At 49.6% G+C, this 18,237-nt stretch carries 20 protein-coding genes; 7 read left to right on the top strand and 13 right to left on the bottom strand.

The features are described from left to right. Positions 1-28 precede the first annotated feature (28 nt). Positions 29-1,186, bottom strand: a complete 1,158-nt coding sequence (locus C7R94_RS06965) for a THUMP domain-containing class I SAM-dependent RNA methyltransferase (RefSeq protein WP_106779407.1) — start codon at positions 1,184-1,186, stop codon at positions 29-31. 205 nt (positions 1,187-1,391) lie between these two features. Between C7R94_RS06965 and C7R94_RS06960 the strand changes: the two genes are divergently transcribed. Next, positions 1,392-2,198: an Fpg/Nei family DNA glycosylase gene (locus C7R94_RS06960; RefSeq protein ID WP_106779405.1), complete on the top strand. Its 807-nt coding sequence runs from the start codon at positions 1,392-1,394 to the stop codon at positions 2,196-2,198. 16 nt (positions 2,199-2,214) lie between these two features. Here C7R94_RS06960 and C7R94_RS06955 read toward each other — a convergent pair whose 3' ends face one another. Continuing rightward, on the bottom strand, positions 2,215-3,123 hold the full coding sequence (locus C7R94_RS06955) for a GNAT family N-acetyltransferase (RefSeq protein WP_106779403.1): 909 nt from the start codon (positions 3,121-3,123) through the stop codon (positions 2,215-2,217). Positions 3,124-3,265: 142 nt separating this feature from the next. On the opposite strand from C7R94_RS06955, the gene C7R94_RS06950 reads away from it, so the two are divergent. Together C7R94_RS06950 and C7R94_RS06945 are read left to right on the top strand one after the other, a co-directional pair. Beyond that, a complete protein-coding gene (locus tag C7R94_RS06950) occupies positions 3,266-3,676 on the top strand; it encodes a 2Fe-2S iron-sulfur cluster binding domain-containing protein (protein WP_106779401.1) in 411 nt (136 codons plus the stop codon). A gap of 34 nt (positions 3,677-3,710) precedes the next feature. Next, entirely contained in the window at positions 3,711-4,352 is a 642-nt protein-coding gene (locus C7R94_RS06945) for a thiamine diphosphokinase (RefSeq protein WP_106779398.1), read from the top strand. Positions 4,353-4,430: 78 nt separating this feature from the next. On the opposite strand, the gene C7R94_RS06940 is transcribed toward C7R94_RS06945, so the two are convergent. Next, positions 4,431-5,120: a uracil-DNA glycosylase gene (locus C7R94_RS06940; RefSeq protein ID WP_106779396.1), complete on the bottom strand. Its 690-nt coding sequence runs from the start codon at positions 5,118-5,120 to the stop codon at positions 4,431-4,433. A gap of 223 nt (positions 5,121-5,343) precedes the next feature. Here C7R94_RS06940 and C7R94_RS06935 point away from each other — a divergent pair, with 223 nt between their 5' ends. Together C7R94_RS06935 and C7R94_RS06930 are read left to right on the top strand one after the other, a co-directional pair. Continuing rightward, entirely contained in the window at positions 5,344-5,859 is a 516-nt protein-coding gene (locus C7R94_RS06935) for a stalk domain-containing protein (protein ID WP_015893706.1), read from the top strand. Positions 5,860-6,062: 203 nt separating this feature from the next. Further along, the gene (locus C7R94_RS06930) at positions 6,063-6,965 is read left to right on the top strand and encodes an arylamine N-acetyltransferase (RefSeq protein ID WP_106779394.1); all 903 of its coding nucleotides are present in this window, start codon (positions 6,063-6,065) and stop codon (positions 6,963-6,965) included. 126 nt (positions 6,966-7,091) lie between these two features. Here the strand turns inward: C7R94_RS06930 and C7R94_RS30950 are convergent, their stop codons facing one another. Next, a complete protein-coding gene (locus C7R94_RS30950) occupies positions 7,092-7,460 on the bottom strand; it encodes a DUF6713 family protein (RefSeq protein ID WP_106779392.1) in 369 nt (122 codons plus the stop codon). 171 nt (positions 7,461-7,631) lie between these two features. Between C7R94_RS30950 and C7R94_RS06920 the strand changes: the two genes are divergently transcribed. Then, positions 7,632-7,955, top strand: a complete 324-nt coding sequence (locus C7R94_RS06920) for an antibiotic biosynthesis monooxygenase family protein (protein WP_106779390.1) — start codon at positions 7,632-7,634, stop codon at positions 7,953-7,955. Between the two features lie 65 nt (positions 7,956-8,020). Here the strand turns inward: C7R94_RS06920 and C7R94_RS06915 are convergent, their stop codons facing one another. From C7R94_RS06915 to C7R94_RS06900, 4 genes are all read right to left on the bottom strand, one after another. Next, a complete protein-coding gene (locus C7R94_RS06915) occupies positions 8,021-9,475 on the bottom strand; it encodes a sigma-54 interaction domain-containing protein (protein WP_106779387.1) in 1,455 nt (484 codons plus the stop codon). Positions 9,476-9,501: 26 nt separating this feature from the next. Continuing rightward, entirely contained in the window at positions 9,502-10,707 is a 1,206-nt protein-coding gene (locus C7R94_RS06910; protein WP_106779385.1) for a trans-sulfuration enzyme family protein, read from the bottom strand. A gap of 220 nt (positions 10,708-10,927) precedes the next feature. Beyond that, positions 10,928-12,649, bottom strand: a complete 1,722-nt coding sequence (locus tag C7R94_RS06905; protein WP_106779383.1) for a GMC family oxidoreductase — start codon at positions 12,647-12,649, stop codon at positions 10,928-10,930. A gap of 15 nt (positions 12,650-12,664) precedes the next feature. Continuing rightward, positions 12,665-13,417 carry a gluconate 2-dehydrogenase subunit 3 family protein gene (locus C7R94_RS06900; RefSeq protein WP_106779380.1) on the bottom strand — a complete coding sequence of 251 codons (753 nt, stop codon included), beginning with the start codon at positions 13,415-13,417 and terminating at the stop codon, positions 12,665-12,667. A 147-nt stretch (positions 13,418-13,564) separates the two neighbouring features. Between C7R94_RS06900 and C7R94_RS06895 the strand changes: the two genes are divergently transcribed. Beyond that, entirely contained in the window at positions 13,565-14,260 is a 696-nt protein-coding gene (locus tag C7R94_RS06895) for a hypothetical protein (RefSeq protein ID WP_106779377.1), read from the top strand. Positions 14,261-14,300: 40 nt separating this feature from the next. Here C7R94_RS06895 and C7R94_RS06890 read toward each other — a convergent pair whose 3' ends face one another. Genes C7R94_RS06890 through C7R94_RS06870 form a run of 5 tightly spaced genes read right to left on the bottom strand, consistent with a single transcriptional unit; the run spans position 14,301 to position 18,212 of the window. Next, positions 14,301-15,149, bottom strand: coding sequence for an alpha/beta fold hydrolase (locus tag C7R94_RS06890; protein ID WP_106779374.1), 849 nt, complete (start codon positions 15,147-15,149; stop codon positions 14,301-14,303). 16 nt (positions 15,150-15,165) lie between these two features. Continuing rightward, the gene (locus tag C7R94_RS06885; protein ID WP_106779372.1) at positions 15,166-15,954 is read right to left on the bottom strand and encodes an energy-coupling factor transporter transmembrane component T; all 789 of its coding nucleotides are present in this window, start codon (positions 15,952-15,954) and stop codon (positions 15,166-15,168) included. A gap of 1 nt (position 15,955) precedes the next feature. Then, complete coding sequence (locus C7R94_RS06880; RefSeq protein WP_106779370.1) at positions 15,956-16,771, bottom strand: energy-coupling factor ABC transporter ATP-binding protein; 816 nt, start codon at positions 16,769-16,771, stop codon at positions 15,956-15,958. Continuing rightward, positions 16,768-17,610, bottom strand: a complete 843-nt coding sequence (locus C7R94_RS06875) for an energy-coupling factor ABC transporter ATP-binding protein (protein WP_106779367.1) — start codon at positions 17,608-17,610, stop codon at positions 16,768-16,770. Before C7R94_RS06875 ends, C7R94_RS06880 begins: the two co-directional genes overlap by 4 nt. Then, positions 17,607-18,212: a QueT transporter family protein gene (locus C7R94_RS06870; RefSeq protein ID WP_106779365.1), complete on the bottom strand. Its 606-nt coding sequence runs from the start codon at positions 18,210-18,212 to the stop codon at positions 17,607-17,609. Before C7R94_RS06870 ends, C7R94_RS06875 begins: the two co-directional genes overlap by 4 nt. Positions 18,213-18,237: the final 25 nt, after the last annotated feature.

Here is an 18,237-nt window from a genome sequence, read left to right as displayed (position 1 = left end):
CAATTATGCCCATGCCCCATCTTTATGTTTATTCGGTCGGGGTAACCATTGGTCCGCGCGGCGGTCTAGGTCCGAAAAACTGATAGTAATCTACTTTGATATTTCCGTTGTAGAGCTTGCGCTTTTTGCTTGCTGTACGACCAAAGTGCTCCTCAAACTGTTCGTCGGACGTAATAATGTAGAAAGACCACGTATCCATGGCAGCAAAGGTTTTCCCCATTTCGCCATACATCTTGGCAACCTGCTTCCATTCTCCCAAGCGCTCCCCATAAGGTGGGTTGCAAATCAAGTAGCCGTACTTGCGCTTGGTTCGCACATCCCGCACATCCATGCGCTGAAAATGAATCAGGTCATCTACACCAGCCTCCGTCGCGTTGCGGCGGGCAATTTTCAGGATCTCATCATCCATATCCGTCCCGATAATCTCCAGCTTTTGATCATAGCGCGCCAAATCATGGGTCTCTGCGCGAGCTTCACGCCAAGCTGTTTTCGGAATGACAGGCCACGTCTCAGAAACGAATTCCCGGTTCATCCCCGGAGCAATGTTTTGTCCGATCAACGCCGCCTCAATCGGAAGTGTACCCGATCCACAGAATGGGTCCATGAATACCCGATCAGGCTTCCAACGAGACAGCATAATCATCGCCGCAGCCATGGTTTCCTTCAGTGGCGCTTGTCCGATCAATTCCCGGTACCCGCGCTTGTGCAGGCCCGGTCCTGACGTATCAATCGTCAGCGTCGCCACATCTTTGAGAAGTGCCACCTCGATCTTGTACAGCGGCCCTTGCTCATCGAACCACTCGCGCTTGTAGGTCTTTTTCAGACTTTCTACCACTGCTTTTTTCACGATCGCTTGGCAATCTGGCACACTGAACAAGGTAGATTTGACCGATTTTCCTTCCACAGGAAACGTCCCGTCCTCTGTGATCCAATCGGCCCACGGGAGTGCCTTTGTCTTTTCAAACAGCTCGTCAAACGTAGTCGCTTTGAACTCCCCTATCTTTAGACGCACGCGGTCGGCAGTTCGTAACCACAAATTTGTGCGGGGAATCGCAGAAATATCTGCGGTGAACGTTACCTTGCCGTTTTCCACCTGTACCGGACCGTATCCGAGCGCCTTTACCTCTTCTGCTACTACTGATTCCAAACCAAAAGTCGCCGTAGCGATTAATTCTACTTTTTGCATATGTAATCTCCTGTCCGTCCATTAATCCTTCGGGTCATGCCCTCATCCTACTACCTTACATATTATATTACCCCATTTCCTAATAGCGTTGGTAATCTTGTCTAAATTCAAAAGACCCATCACCGAAAAACAGTGACAGGTGCGGCATGCGAATCATCCATATGGGAAATCCTACGAAAAACTTTGCGTACGGGAGGGAGTCAGCGTGCCAGAATTACCTGAGATGGAGACCTATCGCCGACTGTTGCAGGAGAAAATCGAAGGCGAAACGATTACAGCCACACACGTTCAGCGGGAAAAAACGATTAATCTGCCGCCTGCGGAATTTGCTCGTCTTTTGCAAAATAATCGCCTGACACTCGTCGACAGACGCGGCAAGCATCTTCTCTTCCATCTGGAAAGTGGACATGTCCTGCTGCTTCATCTGATGCTCGGTGGTTTTCTATACCTGGGCTCTGCCGAAGACAAGCTGAAGAGAACCGCCCAAGTGACTCTTGCCTTTGGAGAGCGCATTTTATATTTTCACGGCCTCCGTTTGGGCTATCTGCATTTACTCACGAACGTTCAGATCGACGAAAGGCTGGCTCCGCTTGGACCCGAGCCATTGGACTCGTTGTTTACCCTTACCCGATTTACGGAGCTGCTCGCTGACAAACGAGGTGTTCTCAAAACAGCATTAGTCAATCAGCATTGGCTGGCGGGCATCGGCAACTGCTATGCGGACGAAATCTGCTTTCATGCCGCCATCCTGCCTACCCGGACGATCCCGACACTTTCCCTCGAGGAACAAAAACGACTGTATCATTCTATGCAAACCGTGCTCAAAGAAGCGATTCGATTCGGCGGTTACATGCAGCCGCTTTTTCAAGGCGATTCCCTGACAGGCGGCTTCGATGAGCGTTGTCAGGTGTATGATCGCGGCGGAGAGCCTTGCCCGCGCTGTGGACAGCCTATTGAAAAGAGCGAGCTCTCCTCCCGCAAAGTATTCGCCTGCACGAACTGCCAGCATTGACAGACGCCTTTACTCCCTAAACGACAGGGGTCTGTGCAGCTTCCATCTGCTTGATCATAAACACCTGCTCTGTCTCGGAAGCACTGAATCCTGCCGCTTGCAGTATATCAACAAGCAAGGTATCAGCCGCACGCAAATTAAATGTAGACCGGCGGCAATCGTGTGTAAGCGGCCCATACACATGCGCGAGTGCGGTTTTCAAAATGTCTGGTGCATTAGGATGCTCTGGCTGCGCTACACATTGACGCAGCACGATCCCACTTACTTTGCCTTCTTCGTTTACCGCACACTTGTACATCGCATAGCCGACCGCCTGCCCCTCTCTGTCTTCTACGAGCACAGCCTGCGCATCTCGCAAGTTCAGCCAGTAATTTTGCCAAGGGACATCGGTCACGTAAAACGGCAGCATGGCGGCTTCCTGGGCCAAAATCCGCCGAACCCGATAATCAGCCTGTACATTTGTCTGAAAGGCATTCTCCTCCAGTGGTCCACTCTGCTGTAAAAACAACAGACGATCTACAACGTCATAGCCTTTTTGCTCATACAAGGCAATCGCTTTGGTATTTTGGCTCAATGCCTCCAAGGTAGCTACTTCCACCCCAGCTTCTCTGTACAGATCCAATGTCGCCTCAATCAGTTGCTTCCCTACTCCTTGTCGACGATATTTTGTGGCGACACCCGTACCACCATTCCACGCGACTTTTTTCCCTGCAACGGTCCTCATCCCGCTGGCCACTAAGCCAATCGGCTCTGTGCCGTCAAAAGCAACCACAGACAGGGACAGCACGTAGCCCTCGCCCCCCAGTCGCTGGACAAGCATTTCTTCTGTCATCGTAAACTCGATAAAATAGCCTTCAAATCCTCGGTTCCACGCTTTGGTCACTTCTGCAAAGGTACAGTCGCTCATCCGTTTGATGGTAATCATGGTATCACCTTCCTGGTCTTTGATAAAATTATTTTAATCGATAAAATCTAAAAATTCAATCATCTACAAACGCTTTCTCCAGCTTTGTCACCCACACGCCTAACATGGTAAAATTAAAAAATCACTTTCTCGGGAGGTTCCTATGCGCAAACAGCTTACGGTCGGCTCGCTCATTCCTGGACGATCTAACGTACAGATGTCGACTCCAGCTCCCGTTCCCGTGCATACGCATACGTCGTTGAAGAAAACAGATAGGAGCCCGGCTCGCCCCCAAACAGAGCAGAAGCTCGTACAGGTGAAACAACACTCTCAAACGATGCCAGTCCGGTATACTCCCTCCGAGACACTATTGCAAGCTGCGCTCACGCAAGATCAACCTATCGCTTACAAATGCCAACAAGGGCATTGCGGCAAGTGCAGTGTACAGATCGTAGCTGGTGCATCATTACTCGACACCCCAAGCGGACAGGAAAAAGCAAAGCTGGGAGAAAAACTCGCTACAGGCTATCGCCTCGCTTGTCAAAGCACATTTCGTTCTTCGATTCCTACATAGAGGATATTTTTAATAGAAAAAAGGTGGCCGTAGCATGAATCCTACACGCATCCTACTATTCGCTGGAGGCAATCTGGGCAACTGGGCGATCCAAGAGATACGCGAAAATGATTGGCTCGTCGGTGTTGACAGAGGTGCCTTGTTCCTCGTTCGCAACGGTCTTGTGCCAAAATTGTCGATCGGTGACTTTGATTCAGTCAGTTCCGAGGAAATGGCAGAAATTGAACACCACAGTATGCACGTCTCCTCCTGCGATCCCGTCATGAAAGATTTGACCGATACAGAGATGGCCCTTACTTGGGCAATCGAGCAACAGCCCGAGGAAATTGTGCTGCTCGGTGTGCTTGGCTCTCGTTTTGACCATATGCTGGCAAACGTACACTTGCTGAACAAAGCGTTGCAGACGGGCACCAACTGCCGCATCCTCGATGAGACCAATGAAATCCGTCTGATTGACCGCCAGAGTACGATAGAGCAGGATCATTTTGATCATATCTCCCTGCTGCCCTTTACACCAGAAGTCACAGGGATTACCTTAACCGGATTCCTCTATCCGTTGAAGGACGCAACCTTGCGAATTGGTGACACGCTTGGCATCAGCAATCTGCTAACGGAACAGACTGGAACAATCACGATTCAAACAGGCAAGCTGCTCGTCGTCAAAAGCAAAGACTAATCTCTAGAAAAAAAAGGATCTCCCTTGCATGATGCAAAACAATGGAGATCCTTTTCCTTTTACCTGCACAAATAAAGACTACTCTTCTTCTACATGCATCGGCAACTGCCAATCAATCTCTTGAAGCCCGTGCGAACGCAAAAACTCATTGGTCCGCGAAAAAGGACGGCTGCCAAAAAAGCCGCGATTCGCCGAAAATGGGCTCGGATGCGGGGAGGCGATGACGAAATGCTTGCTTCGATCAATGAATGCCGCCTTCTCCTGCGCATGCTTACCCCACAGGATGAAAACGAGTGGAGTCTCCCGTTCATTCAACAAATGAATAATGCGATCCGTAAACGTCTCCCACCCAATGTCCTTATGCGAATTCGGAGTGCCCTGACGAACCGTCAGAACGGTGTTCAGCATCATGACGCCTTGCTTCGCCCAATGGTTCAGATAACCATGCTGGGGAATTTCAAAACCGACATCGCTTTTCAGCTCTTTGTAAATGTTGACCAGAGACGGCGGCGGCTTGATTCCCGGCCTGACCGAAAAGCTCAATCCATGTGCTTGTCCCGGTCCGTGATACGGGTCCTGCCCCAAAATCACAACCTTTGCATTCTGATATTCAGTCAGGTGCAGCGCTGTGAATATATGATACATATCTGGGTAGATTGTCTGCGTCTGATACTCTTCCTTCAACGTTTGACGAAGCTTTACATAATAGGGCTTCTCAAATTCATCGGCCAATACGGGGGCCCAGTCATTTTGCAATATGGTAGCCATGTTCCTCACCTTGTCCGCTGTTTTTTTCTACCTTACCACAAACCTTCCAATCACTGAACCACTGATTCGAGAACTAGGACTATTCTGATTTAGTCCTATCTTTCTCATGATTCCTAGTCTTTGTTTCCTAGTACCCTCGTTTGATAGCTTTTCTCCTATGATCTTTGACATAATGATGGCTGGGAAGATTTAGAGAAAAGAGAAAGGGAGAGGGTTTCACATCATGAAATGGGACATCAAGTCATTTTTGGGGGGCATTGTTGTAGGTTCGGTGCTCTTTTCCGGAATTGCCATCGCAGCACCTGCTTTTCCAGACGCGGAAGAAGGAATGAAAACACCGTTCACCTACTACTTTGACGGCTTGCCGAAATCACCAAACAGCGACGTACAAGGCATCATGTACAAAAACTCTGTCTATGTGCCAATCCGCTTCGTAGCAGAGAACCTAAACAAACCGGTCATTTACGACGCGAGAACCAAATCGATTTTCATCGGTAAAATTCCATCAGCAAAAATGTACTCCAAAATGGAAGCGATCGAGCTGGTGAAAAAGAAATTCGCTGGCAAACTCTCGCCGACACATGTAGTCGAGTACGCTCACGACGACGAAAAAGGACACTATGTCATTCAAGTGTACCAAACGGTCGTGAACAACTTCCAATCTGGCGACAGCTACACCAGTACGTATGGCTGGTTCGTAGTGAACCCGAACACCGGGGAAATTAAGTCGTTGTTATAATTTCTTCTGCACTTATTTATTCGTACGAAAAAGACAGCGGACTAGGGACCCGCTAGCACCGGAGGATATCCTTCCGGTGCCTTTTTGTTTTCATGGGAAAATTTAGATTGATTACCACTTGTCCTATGTGATACGATCTCTCTACAGCCATTTAATAAACATTTTTATTTACTAATTATTTTATATAAGGAGTGAACTTGTTTATGTCTATCTTACCAAACTGGGCGAGTTTATACCTTCAACGTCTACAGCTAGACCGCAAGTCCCCTAGCCTCTCTTATCTCAGCCAGCTCTGCCGTGCGCATCTGCAGACTTTCCCTTATGAAAATGTAAGCAAGCTGCTTTTCTTCCGTGCTGGAAAACATGCTATACCTTCCCCGGAAGAATATGTACAAAACGCAATCAGTCTTCACTTCGGCGGCACATGCATAACAAATAATCACAGCTTTCTCGCACTGCTTCGTGCACTTGGATTTTCCGGTAATCTGGTCCTGCCAGGCGGAGGGCATGCTGCTATCCTGATCGATGGTCCCGATACTGGAGAAACACCTGTCTATGTAGATACAGGCGCTACTGCTCCTATCTTTGAGCCGATTCATTTTCTGGAGAGCGGGAACCACGCCAGAGGTTTTGGCACTGTTTCGATGGATTTAACCAAAAGTCCCGATCATCCTGAACACTATCGCTTTACGCGGTATGAAAACGGAAAAGTGGCAATTCCTCCGTGGGATTTTCATCCGAATGAACGAAAAGAACTGTCCGACTTGACGGAAGTCATCCGCTCCTCGTTTTTACCAGACGCCTTCTTTTTGAATCGACTTCACATTCATCGTTTTCAGCTGGAGCAAGATCGCTTTGTGGTACTCAAAAACAATACCCTCCAGCTCGGCTATTCGGATGGCACAAACCAGATAACAGCCCTCCACACTGTCTCTGATATAGAAGCTGCCGTAGCCGATGAAATGCAACTGCCACTTCTCCCTGTTCGCGAAGCGGTAGAAATCCTGCTCGAACGCGGTATTGATATTTTCGCTGCCCCCAAGAAAGAAGAAGTTCCACTTGAAAACGAAGCTCTCGTGCTCAAAGAAAATTCAGCATTAGACTGACTTGTTTAAAATACAATCGGCAGCCTTGGACGAGAAAATAAAGTCCTAGACTGCCTCAGTTCATTATCACATGAGTTTTAATATTACTATCGAATCAAACATCTTTGTCTTTGATAGTATTGGTACTCAGTTATTAAATAGTAATATTAAATGAATAGCCGCTAGGATTCCCATTGGATAAATAATTGTTCTGGAAAATGTATTTTTAAATCCATTACGGGGGTGCTTTTCAAAAAATAGGTGCAGGATTGCATGTATGATAAAAAATAAATCTAGGACCCAAAAAGTAACTGTCTGATATTTACTAAAAAGTAAATAGAGTATTATTGTGTAAAGTGGAAGGTGAATAAATGTGAATACTTTATAAGCTTTAGAATCCTCCATATCCTTTAGCACGATAAACAATCTCCACTCAGAACGTCTTATCGCATCCATTTCGTGCAATAGAAATAAAGATAAGTTTATCAAGAATAACACAAGCAAGAGATCAGGCATTTAAAAACCCCCCTACAATTTTATTACTCTATGTTACAACCATGTCTAACACATTATTTCACAGTCTACATCTCAATCGCCCTGCCATTTGCTAATATCTGGTTGACAATGATAATATTTCTCAATAATATGAAAAAGTAAGAAAATGGGATATAAGGAGTGTCGCACTTCATGATGATGGAGATAAAAACATACGTAGTCCAGGAAGGGCATTCTGACAAAATCGTACAAGGCTTTAGCGAGCCTGGTGCAGTTGAGAAGGCTCCTGGCTTTGTAGATTTGAGCGTGCTGGTACAGAAGCCACGCAAAGGTGAAGAAGAAGTGGTCGTCATGATCCGTTGGGAATCAAAAGAGGCGTGGAAGCAGTGGGAGCTGAGTGATGTTCATCTGGCAGGTCACCGCCAAGCGCGTGAAGAGGAAACCCCTGAGTGGTACATTAGCGGCAAAACCGCCCATTACGAGCTGAAAGCGAAAAAAGAACCGCAGCCTTCGTAAATACAAACAAACCAGCCCGGACCTCGGAAAACTCCGATCAATCCAGACTGGTTTTTTATTTTCCACTATCCTTTTTCCAATCCGTACTTTTCCATCTTCCGGTACAAGGTCGACAAGCTGATTTGCAGCTCATTGGCAATCGCGGCTTTGTCCTGTCCATACTTGCCTGCGTTCAAATAGCGCTGGAGAATGGAGCGTTCGTATTCTGCCACCAGCTTTTCCAGTCCCAAATCGCTGCTTACTGTCGTCGGCTCATCCTCGAACAGCAAATACTCAGGAAGCTCCTCGTTGCCGATGACTTGCCCTTCTGCCATGTTGACCATATACTCGACGGCATTTTCGAGCTGACGAATATTCCCCGGCCATTCGTATGCTTGTAGTCGTTGGACGAGTTGAGCTTCGAGCTCCAGTCTGCCTTTTTGCAGCAACGTCCCGTACCGATACAGGAAGTGCTGCAAGTAAAGCGCGATATCCTCCGTACGTTCACGCAACGGCTTTAACCGCAGGGGGATGACGTTGAGTCGATAATACAAATCCTCGCGAAACGTCCCTTCCCTGACCATGCTCTCCAAATCTCTGTGTGTGGCCGCAATGACACGCACATCGACACCCAGCGTTTTAACGCCGCCTACCCGATCTACTGTTTTTTCCTGAAGGACGCGCAGCAGCTTGGGCTGGAGGGACAACGGAATATCGCCTACTTCATCCAGAAAAATCGTTCCCTTGTGGGCCAATTCAAATTTCCCCGGCTTCCCTTCGCGTCTGGAGCCTGTGAATGCGCCGCCTTCGTACCCGAACAATTCGCTTTCTAGCAAGGTCTCAGGAATCGCCGCGCAATTGACTGCCACAAACGGCTGTCTGCTGCGCGCACTCTCGCAGTGAATGGCTTTGGCCAACAGCTCCTTGCCTGTTCCGCTCTCTCCCCGGATCAAAACAGTGGAAATGCTGTTCGTCACTTTTTTCGCTTTGGCAATCACATCACGCAAGCCTGTTTCTGCACCAATCAGTTGGGCAAAATACACCGGATGAACCGAAGCCTGCGGCATTTCCTCTTGAATGTTGCAGCTCTTCTCCCGTTCTGCATCCAGCTCTAGCAGCTTGTGCTCTATCAAGGAGCTCGTGTGCTGCAAAAACGGCATCCATTTTTCCGAATGGTGCAGCATTTTTTCCTTTTGTTCAGGGGAAAAGCCGATAATTCCGATGACCCCTACTGTCTTCTCCCGTTTGTGCACCGGAAATCCAATCGTCGCCAGCTCCCGGCATTGCTGCAAAAACTTGCAATTGCCACACTCCGACTCGTTCTTTTTCATGTCAAAAATCATTCCCGGCTGTCCGGTTTGCAGGATCATGCGGAAAAACGATCCCTCCGGCGCAGGCAATCCAATCAGATCCTGATAGTAGCCGGTTCCGCTCACACGTATCCCTTGTTCATCCAGGATAGTGACATCGAGTCCCAGTACCTTGGAAATATTGTCGGCGTACGATTGAATGAATTCCTCGATCCGGGAAAACTCTGTCATGCCCAATCCTCCAATTTCACGTTCCTTTAACCCCTGCTCGCCGCCATTGGCAGACTAGCCAGCGCCTGCTCCAAATCTGCGATGATATCCTCCACATCCTCCAAGCCAGTCGATAAGCGAATCAGACCGTCCGTAATGTTGAACTTGATCCGCTCAGAGGCAGGAATCGAGGAATGCGTCATCGAGGCAGGGTGCTGTACCAGTGTCTCGGGATCTCCTAAACTAAACGATATCATAGCCAAGTGCAGAGCGTTAATGAAAGATTTGGCTGCCTCGTAGCCGCCCTTTACTTCGAAGGAAACAATCCCGCCCATTCCAGCCATTTGCCGTTTAGCCAGCTCATGCTGCGGATGAGAAGGCAGACCAGGATAGTAGACGTGTGAGATTGCCGGGTGCTGCGCCAAAAACTCCGCCACTGCCTGTGCGTTTTGCCCATGCTGTCTGACGCGCAAGCCGAGTGTCTTCAGCCCACGCAGGATTAAGAACGCATCCCAAGCATTCAAATTTTGTCCCAAGTCCCCCATAACGTTTTTGCGCATGAATTGGATATGCTCCTGCTTCCCGACGATGAAGCCCGCGATGACATCGCCATGTCCGTTCAAATATTTGGTGGCGCTATGCACGACGACATCCGCCCCCAGCTCAAGCGGCCGCTGCAAATACGGCGTTAAGAAGGTGTTGTCGACGATTACCACAATGCCAAATGCGTGCGCCAAACGTGACAACGCCGAGATATCTAAAACAGTCAGGCACGGGTTCGATGGCGTTTCGATGTACAGGACTTTTGTGTTTGGCAAAAATGCTCTCTCGACTGCCTGCAAATCGGTGCAATCGACAAAGTCCGTCGCAATGCCATAACGCGGGGCCATGGTCGTAAGAAACTTATAGCTCCCACCGTACACATCCCGCGTACACACCACATGATCCCCCTGCTTCAAAAAGGCAAGCAAAGCCCCCGAAATGGCAGCCATCCCACTGCTTACGCCCAAGGCAGCTTCTCCATTTTCCAATGCGGCGATTTTTTGCTCTAAAGTGGTGATGGTAGGGTTGCCATATCTTCCGTAGTACGTTCCTTCCCGCTCGCCCGCTACGCATGCCGCTGCGGAGTCTGCATCTGGAAAGGCGTAGGCCACGGCAGGCACCACTGCGGATACGACTGCTCCTGTTTTTTGGCAAGGCGTTTGTGCGGTATGAATAATGGAGGTGTCCATCTTCCACTTGTTTGTCGTCATTGATTGTCTCTCCCTTTGGTTTGTGCTGTTACCAAATGCTATAGCAAGGAGCATGCCAAGGTGAGAAACCGCATCATTTCAAGGCTTTATGCTGTTTTGCGCTCATAGACATTCGCAAATATGAAAATCAACTTTTTCAGATGCACGCGAAAAAGCCGTTAGTTGCCCCAACGGCTTTTCGCATAGTTGCAATTATGTTTTGCAGGATTAGAAAAGCAGCTTATACGAGCATGCCGCCCCCGCTTTTCCTGTACTTCAAAATGCCCTCTGCTGCTCGATAGGAGAGAGCACCCATCGTTCCTGTCGGATTGTAGCCGCTATTATGCGCAAAGGAGGAAGCCCCGACGACAAATACGTTTTCCGCATCCCACATCTGCAAATAGTTGTTGACTGCCGAAGTGTCAGGTGAAGCACCCATGATGACACCGCCTGTATTATGGGTCGATTGGTATGGTGTGATATCGTAGGGGCCGAGCTTGCGGTTGATTTCTAGCTTCTCGTTCGCTCCCATTTCTTTTACAATTTCCGCGCACTTATCTGCGCAAAAAGCCGCCAGCTCTCTGTCCTGATCGACGAAATCATATGTAATGCGGATCAACGGATCACCAAACGCGTCCTTGTACGTAGGGTCCAGATCAAGGAAATGCTGTCGAAATGGCATCGAAGCCCCTTGGGCGCCTACCGATATGAAGCGATTCGTATATTTAACCGACGCAGCCTTGAACTCCTTGCCCCAGCTAGGCGTCCCCGGCGGTACCTTGTTCGTGCCGATTGGTCGGTAGCCGGTTTGTGTGACAGAGATATTCGCCCCATGGATAAATTTCAGATCGGAGTGATCGAAGTTATCACCGTTGTAGTCATCCAAACACATTCCCAACGATCCTGCGCCAGCATAATTGTTAAACTCCCTGTCGTCGAAGAAGCCGACTGCGCCTCCTCTCATGACCTGGTAGGCGTAGTTTTTACCGATCACGCCTTTTCCCGTTGCTGGATCATACGGTCTACCCAGCTTGGACATGAGCAAGATGCGCGTGTTGTTGAATACATAGCTGGTCATCACCACAATATCAGCGGGCTGTTCGAATTCCTCCCCTGTCGTGACATCCGTATACAAGACACCTGTCGCCTTGTTCCCTGTATGTAATATTCTGCGGACATGGGAATGCGTGCGAATTTCAAACTTCCCTGTCTTCTTGGCTACCGGAATCACCGTCACCACTGGATCGGCTTTTGCTCCGTACTCACAGCCAAACCTTTCACAGAAGCCGCAATATTGACAAGCCGCCCGTGCCACCCCGTCTGGATTGGTATACGCTTGCGAGAGATTTGCTGAGGGAAGGATGTATGGATGCAGGTTTTTCTTTTTCGCCGCATCCGCAAATAATTGCATGCTTGGTGTAGTACGCATCGGAGGGATCGGATACGGACTGGAGCGTTTTCCCCCCAACGGATTCTCCTCGCCTGCGATTCCCGCCATCTTTTCAAACTTATCGAAGTACGGCTCCAGTTGATCGTACGTAATGCCCCAATCCTGGATCGTCATCCCCTCTGGAATTTTCTTTGCGCCATACCTTTCAATCGTCTTGCTGCGGATTTCAAAATCATACGGCAGGAAGCGGAAGGTCTGTCCGTTCCAGTGGACACCAGCTCCGCCCAGTCCTGTCCCGAGCAAAAAGGAACCGTATGACCGCATGGGAAGCGCGCGAACGTTCATTTTACTGCGGAACGTGATCGTTTCCTTGGACAAATCTTGCATCAGCTCGTAACGAAGAGCGTAACGCAATTCGTCGTGTACCATGAAGTAGTCTTCGGTTTTGCGCTCCTTGCCTCGCTCTAGCCCTACTACTGTCAGACCTTGCTTGGTTAGCTCAGAAGCAATAATGCCTCCACCCCAGCCCACCCCCACGATCACGACGTCAACCTTGGGCAACTTTTTGGCCATATGTACCGTCCTCCCTCAATGTTGATGATCCCGCAAGCTTAAGGGAGCCATCTTCACAAACTCAGGCTTATCGATCAGCTGTGTATACGTCATCTGATTACCTGGGAAATTCTTCATTTTCCAGCCATCCATATTTTTATTTCCTCCGTACAGAGGGTCTGCATAAACGCCTTCGATCGTACTGGCCCGCAGCATATTGAAAAAAGTGCTCGCTGAAATGGTCGTCAGTTTTACTTCATCGGTTTCAAAAGCCTTTAAGACAGCGTCCTGCTGTTCCGGCGGGAGTTCATAAAACCGTTTTCCATGGGTACTGTTACTGTAGTTGTTCATCTCTTGAAGACCGATATCGAATATTTCCCTTCGTTTCAACCTGCCTTGATAGCCCTGTGTAATCTCACCCGGATAAAAGGGCGCTTGCATGTATTCTCGAGCATTAAAGCCCCAATCACCCGCTAGCTGGTGGTCAATGAAATAAGCTGCACCAAGTGCCTTCGCCCCCGGACCCAGCTCATCCTCAGGAAAAATACGCTCACAAGCGGCATCCACCACCTTGAATTGCTCAGGCGTAAAAAACATGAGCGCCTGATTGTAATCGGCGGAAGGGGGCGGTGCTGCTCCCGGTTGCGGCGGAGCTTCCGGTCTGCGGAGCAAGCTCCCTGCCACTCCCCCTACGACCAAACTGCCGAGCACCAGCCCGGAGTTTTTCAAAAAGTTCCTTCGGGATACTGGCCGCTCATTCGTGTTGTTTGCTTCTGCCAAAATGACCACCTCCAGTGATTTCCTCCCTTTGTTTTGTGCATTTTTTCCAAAAGATAATCGTGGTTAACAAAAATTTTTCCAGCATGCTCCACTCATAACTTCATGCAGAGAACAAAGGATAATCTTATCTAAGCAGGAAGACTTGGAGGGATCGTGATGAAGCACTTCCATACATGGGTAGGAACCGCAGGATTAGGAGCTGTCCTTCTTTTGACAGCCTGTGTGAATCAAGCGGCCCCGGCTCCGACACCACAACCGCCAGCACGTACTCAGTCATTGACACCAAATCCAGATGACGCAACGGTTATTCCCAGCGTGGACCGCGACAAAAAATTCACAACAAATTCGCAAGGCCATACGTATAGCGGGATGGGCAATGCCCTATACAGCTCCATGGGCAGCTCACACCTGCACACCGGAGGTCCTTCTACAAAGCTGGAAGCCCAACTGAAGGCAGCGGGCGTACACGGCGTCCAGGCGTTGATTGTGAATGATGCCATCTACTTGGCCCCTTCTACTGCCAATGCCCAATCGATCAATCAAATGGACCCGATGCAGTCTCATCTCATCAGCAATTACTCCGGTAGCTCCAGTCGCGGGCATGATCCTTCCCATACAAAATCGGGGAGCGGAACGGCAGGGACATTGGGTACGAGCGATCATCAGAACACATTCGCACAAGCTCGCACCCAAATCGAGCGTATCTACGGAACGGATACACCTGTGAAGGTCGTGAACTCGAAAAAAGGCATCAAAGCGCTAGAAACGGTGAAAAAGCACATGAGGGAGCAAAAAAATCAGCAAGCCATGGCAGAACAGTTGAACGTGCTCATTCGTGAAGCGAAGCGGTAAACAAAGAAAAAGGGACAAGCCAACTCGCTTGTCCCTTCCCTTATTTCGATAAAAAATCATGGATTTCGTTCACGATCTCTTGCGGATGCGTCACCATCAGCAAATGCTGTGCTTTCGGTATCATTTTCACCTTGGCCTGCTTCACCATTCCCTGATAGGTAGCAACTGCCTGACGATGAAACTGCTGCTCTTCTTTTGACAACAAGCCGTCATCAGCCAGTAGTAAAAGCACGGGGCATGTCAGCTGTTGGAACAGTTCCGGTTGGCAATGAACGCTGTACTCTTGGAAATAGGCCGAGAACGCCTCCCTCGGCAAACGGTAACCGTAGCTTCCGTCTTCCTTTTTCACAAGCTCCTCTTGCATCCAGCCCTCTGGCATCACTCTCGTACCATACCGCTCTGCGAATTGCCTTTCTGCTTCCTCTACGGAAGAAAACCGCGTGGTAGCCAGCCTCTCGACAACCTTCTCCCTATTGAACCCGGGCACTTCTCCCAAGGAATAGTAGCCTCCATCCAGCAATATGAGCGAAGCTACGCGCTTGGGCTCGCGAATCGCTAGCATCTGGGCAGGCACAGCAGAAAAGGACGCTGCAACAATCGTTACTTGTTCGAGCTGTTCTTTCTCCATGAGTTGAATCAAATCTGTTACGATCCCCTCAAACGAAAAGGAACCCTGGCTCACAGAATTCCCGTGACCGCGGATATCTACCGCAATCACCCGATATTCCTCTGCCAATGCTGACAAGATGGGCGCAAACAGCAGCTTGGTGTTGCGAATGCCATGCAAAAGCAGCAGGGCAGGTGCATCTGGCTTTCCTGTGACGCCGTACTCCAGCGTGCCCCCTTCTACCTGCAATCGATTGACCTGCGAGAACAATGCTTCGTTCATTTTGCTTGCCTCCTTACTAAATACGCCCCGGAATCAGCACGCCAATATGATCGGGATGTAACCTGGCGATATAAAATAGTGCGGCGACGATACATGCACCAGCCATTAGTGTGATTATTTCCGTCTTTTTCCACCGTTTGCTGCGGTAAAACCGATGCTGACTGTTACGCATGCGAAAGCCTTTGGCATCCAGTGCATTCGCGATCAGTTGCACACGCTTGAGTGAGTTGAAGATGAGCGGTACGAGTAAATAGCTGTACTTCCTGATGCGTTCCGGAACATTCCCTTCGCTTGTCGACATCCCTCGTACCATCTGCGCTTCTCGAATGATCGCCAAATCATTTTTGACGAGGGGGATAAAACGAAAAATAAGTGAGAGCAAATAGCTGACCGAAAACGGAACGCCAATCCCACGAAGTCCCATCGCTATTTCTCTGGGGGAAGTTGTAAACACATAGTACATCGACAATAACGCGACATTTGCCAGTCGTAGTCCCATTCCCAATGCCCATAAGACACCGACATCCGTAATTTGCACGGGATAGTGGATCACCGGAATCGTGCTGCTCCAGTACGGAGTGCCTGCATTGGTAAATGGCAGCCACGTAATCACAGCAAAGCACGAACCGATTCCACCAACCAATACATACGCCTTCATCATGGAGCGCTCCCAGCCTAGCTTGGCAATCAGCGCGATGTTTATCGCCAACAGAATGATAAGCGCGCGGGGGTCCTGGAATAAAAAAGGGAGCAGGCCCAGCAAAACGAATACAAGCAGCGCGTAGCTCGGATGGGCATTCCTCATCTTACTTCCCCTCCCCCAGCAGCTGTTTTTTCATCGCTGTCAGCGTGAGTGGAATCGGATTATGGACATCCACTGCTTTCCCGAAACGATACATGGCAGGTGCTTCTACTTGGGCAGCAGCTAATACTTGCGGCTGTGAAAATACGTGCTGTGGGTCCCCGTCACATAGCAGCTTTCCTTTATGCATAACGATCACTCGCTGGGCGTACTCCGCCACCAGACGCATATCATGCGTGATGACGATAATGGTATGGCCTTCCGCGTGCAACTGCCGCACCAGCTCCATCATTTCTTGCATGCCACGATAATCGAGACCCGTCGTAGGTTCGTCCAGCACGATCACTTGCGGCTTCATCGCCAAAATCGAAGCCACCGCGATTTTTTGCCGCGTGCCTTTGCTCGAAAAATGGGGCTCTTCTTCGCCTTTGTCGGATAACCCCACTGCTGCCAACGCCTCCGCGACAGCTTGCTCTATTTTTTCAGGCGGCCAGCCCATGTTTTTGGGCCCGAATGCTACCTCCGCCTTTATGGTCGAATGAAAGATTTGATGATCAGGATTTTGATAGCAATATGCCACGATTCTCGATAGTTGGGCAACATTCATCGTCTTGGTATCGAGACCATTCACTTTGACGGCACCCTGCGTCGGCTTGTACAGGCCGTTACAATGCTTGGCCAACGTCGTTTTACCAGAACCATTTCCCCCGATGATGGCGACGAATTCTCCCTGTATTAGTTGGAGCGAAACGCCGTGCAGCACCGGCTTTTCCTTTTCATAGCCATACCAGACCTCATCGAATTCAATAACGACACTCACAGGCTTCCCTCCTGAACGAGCTGTCCTTCCTTGTAGTGGAGTGCCAGCTCTTCAACAGTCAAAGGCACACCAGTAGTGGATGCCGAAATGGCGCCTTCCTGGCATAGCATGTGATAGAGTCGGATGACATCCGGGACCAATATGCCATGCTCGTCCAACACGTCCACTTGGGCAAAAAATTGGCGAGTCGGCTGGTCCAATACGATTTTCCCCTCGGCAATCAGAATCATTCGGTCGCAAAAAGCCGCGAGCTCTTCCGTCGCATGGGACGATACCACAATCGTCATTTCTTTTTCCTGCTTCAGCCGTGAAAGAAGCGAGAAAACCTCCCGCGCTCCCACCGGGTCCAGCTCGGAAGTAGGCTCATCCAAAATGAGCACCTGCGGATTGTGGGAGAGAGCGGATGCAATCGCAACCCTCTGCTTTTCTCCCCCCGACAGCTCAAGAGGCGAACGATTCGCAAAGCCGTTCAAGCCGATCAGATCGAGTACATCTGCCATTCGTCGCTCTATTCGCTCGTCCGACCACCCGGCATTCTCAAGGGAGAAAGCAAGCTCCTCTTCGACGGTCAGCCCGATGAACTGGGTTTCTGGGTCCTGAAAGACGATGCCTTGCTCACTTTTGGACTCGACACTCCCCACGAACTGTCCACCGTAGTTAGACGGAATCAGACCTGACATCGTCAATAGCAGTGTCGTTTTCCCTGCGGCAGCAGGCCCGACAACGCCGACCACTTCCCCTGGATAAAGCGCCAGATGAATGTCCGCTAGCGCAGGCATTGCTCCCTCTTCATAGTGCCAATAGACTCCGTTTACTCGCAGCAATGGTTCTGTTTTCACCTTGCAATCCTGCTTTCATTTCCGAGGTAGTTGAATTCCTGCAAGGGACGGCCTCGGTATAGTCCAGAGCGCTTCACGAATGGGTACAACAGCTTCAAGAGGATTGGCCCCAGAATCGCCGTTGAAATAGCTTGGTTCAAGAACACGGTTGGGATGTACCAGACCGCCACTTCTTTTGGTGTCAGACCCAGCGCCACGTTAATCAAAATCGCGGAGGCTACCACAATCGAGCTGATTATGACAACAAACACGATATATTGAAGGACGCTCCGCTTTGTTTTCAGTGCAGGGTGACTCACAGCAAGCAACCCGATAAAGCCCCCCATAAAATTAGAAAAGAAACCGACCGCGATCGCATGAGGCGGGGCGCTTCCGGTTAACAAATCACTGACCATATTTCCAAAGGCAAGGCCTATGCATCCCGGCAAGCCGAATAACATGCCAAATACGGGCTGAAGGGCATTGGCTGGACGGATCGGTACAGAAGGAATAAGCTTGATATTGGCAAGCATAATAATGGCAACAGCGTAGAGCGCGGCAGTGACGACAATCAGGACGTAATCTACTGTCGTCCATTTCCGCCGGAACAGAGTCGAAAGCATCAGAATAAACCCTCCTCGTGTCAAA

The sequence above is a fragment of the Brevibacillus sp. NRRL NRS-603 genome (assembly GCF_003013445.1).
In the GTDB taxonomy this organism is placed as follows: domain Bacteria; phylum Bacillota; class Bacilli; order Brevibacillales; family Brevibacillaceae; genus Brevibacillus; species Brevibacillus formosus.
This window is presented reverse-complemented; position numbering and strand designations above follow the sequence as displayed.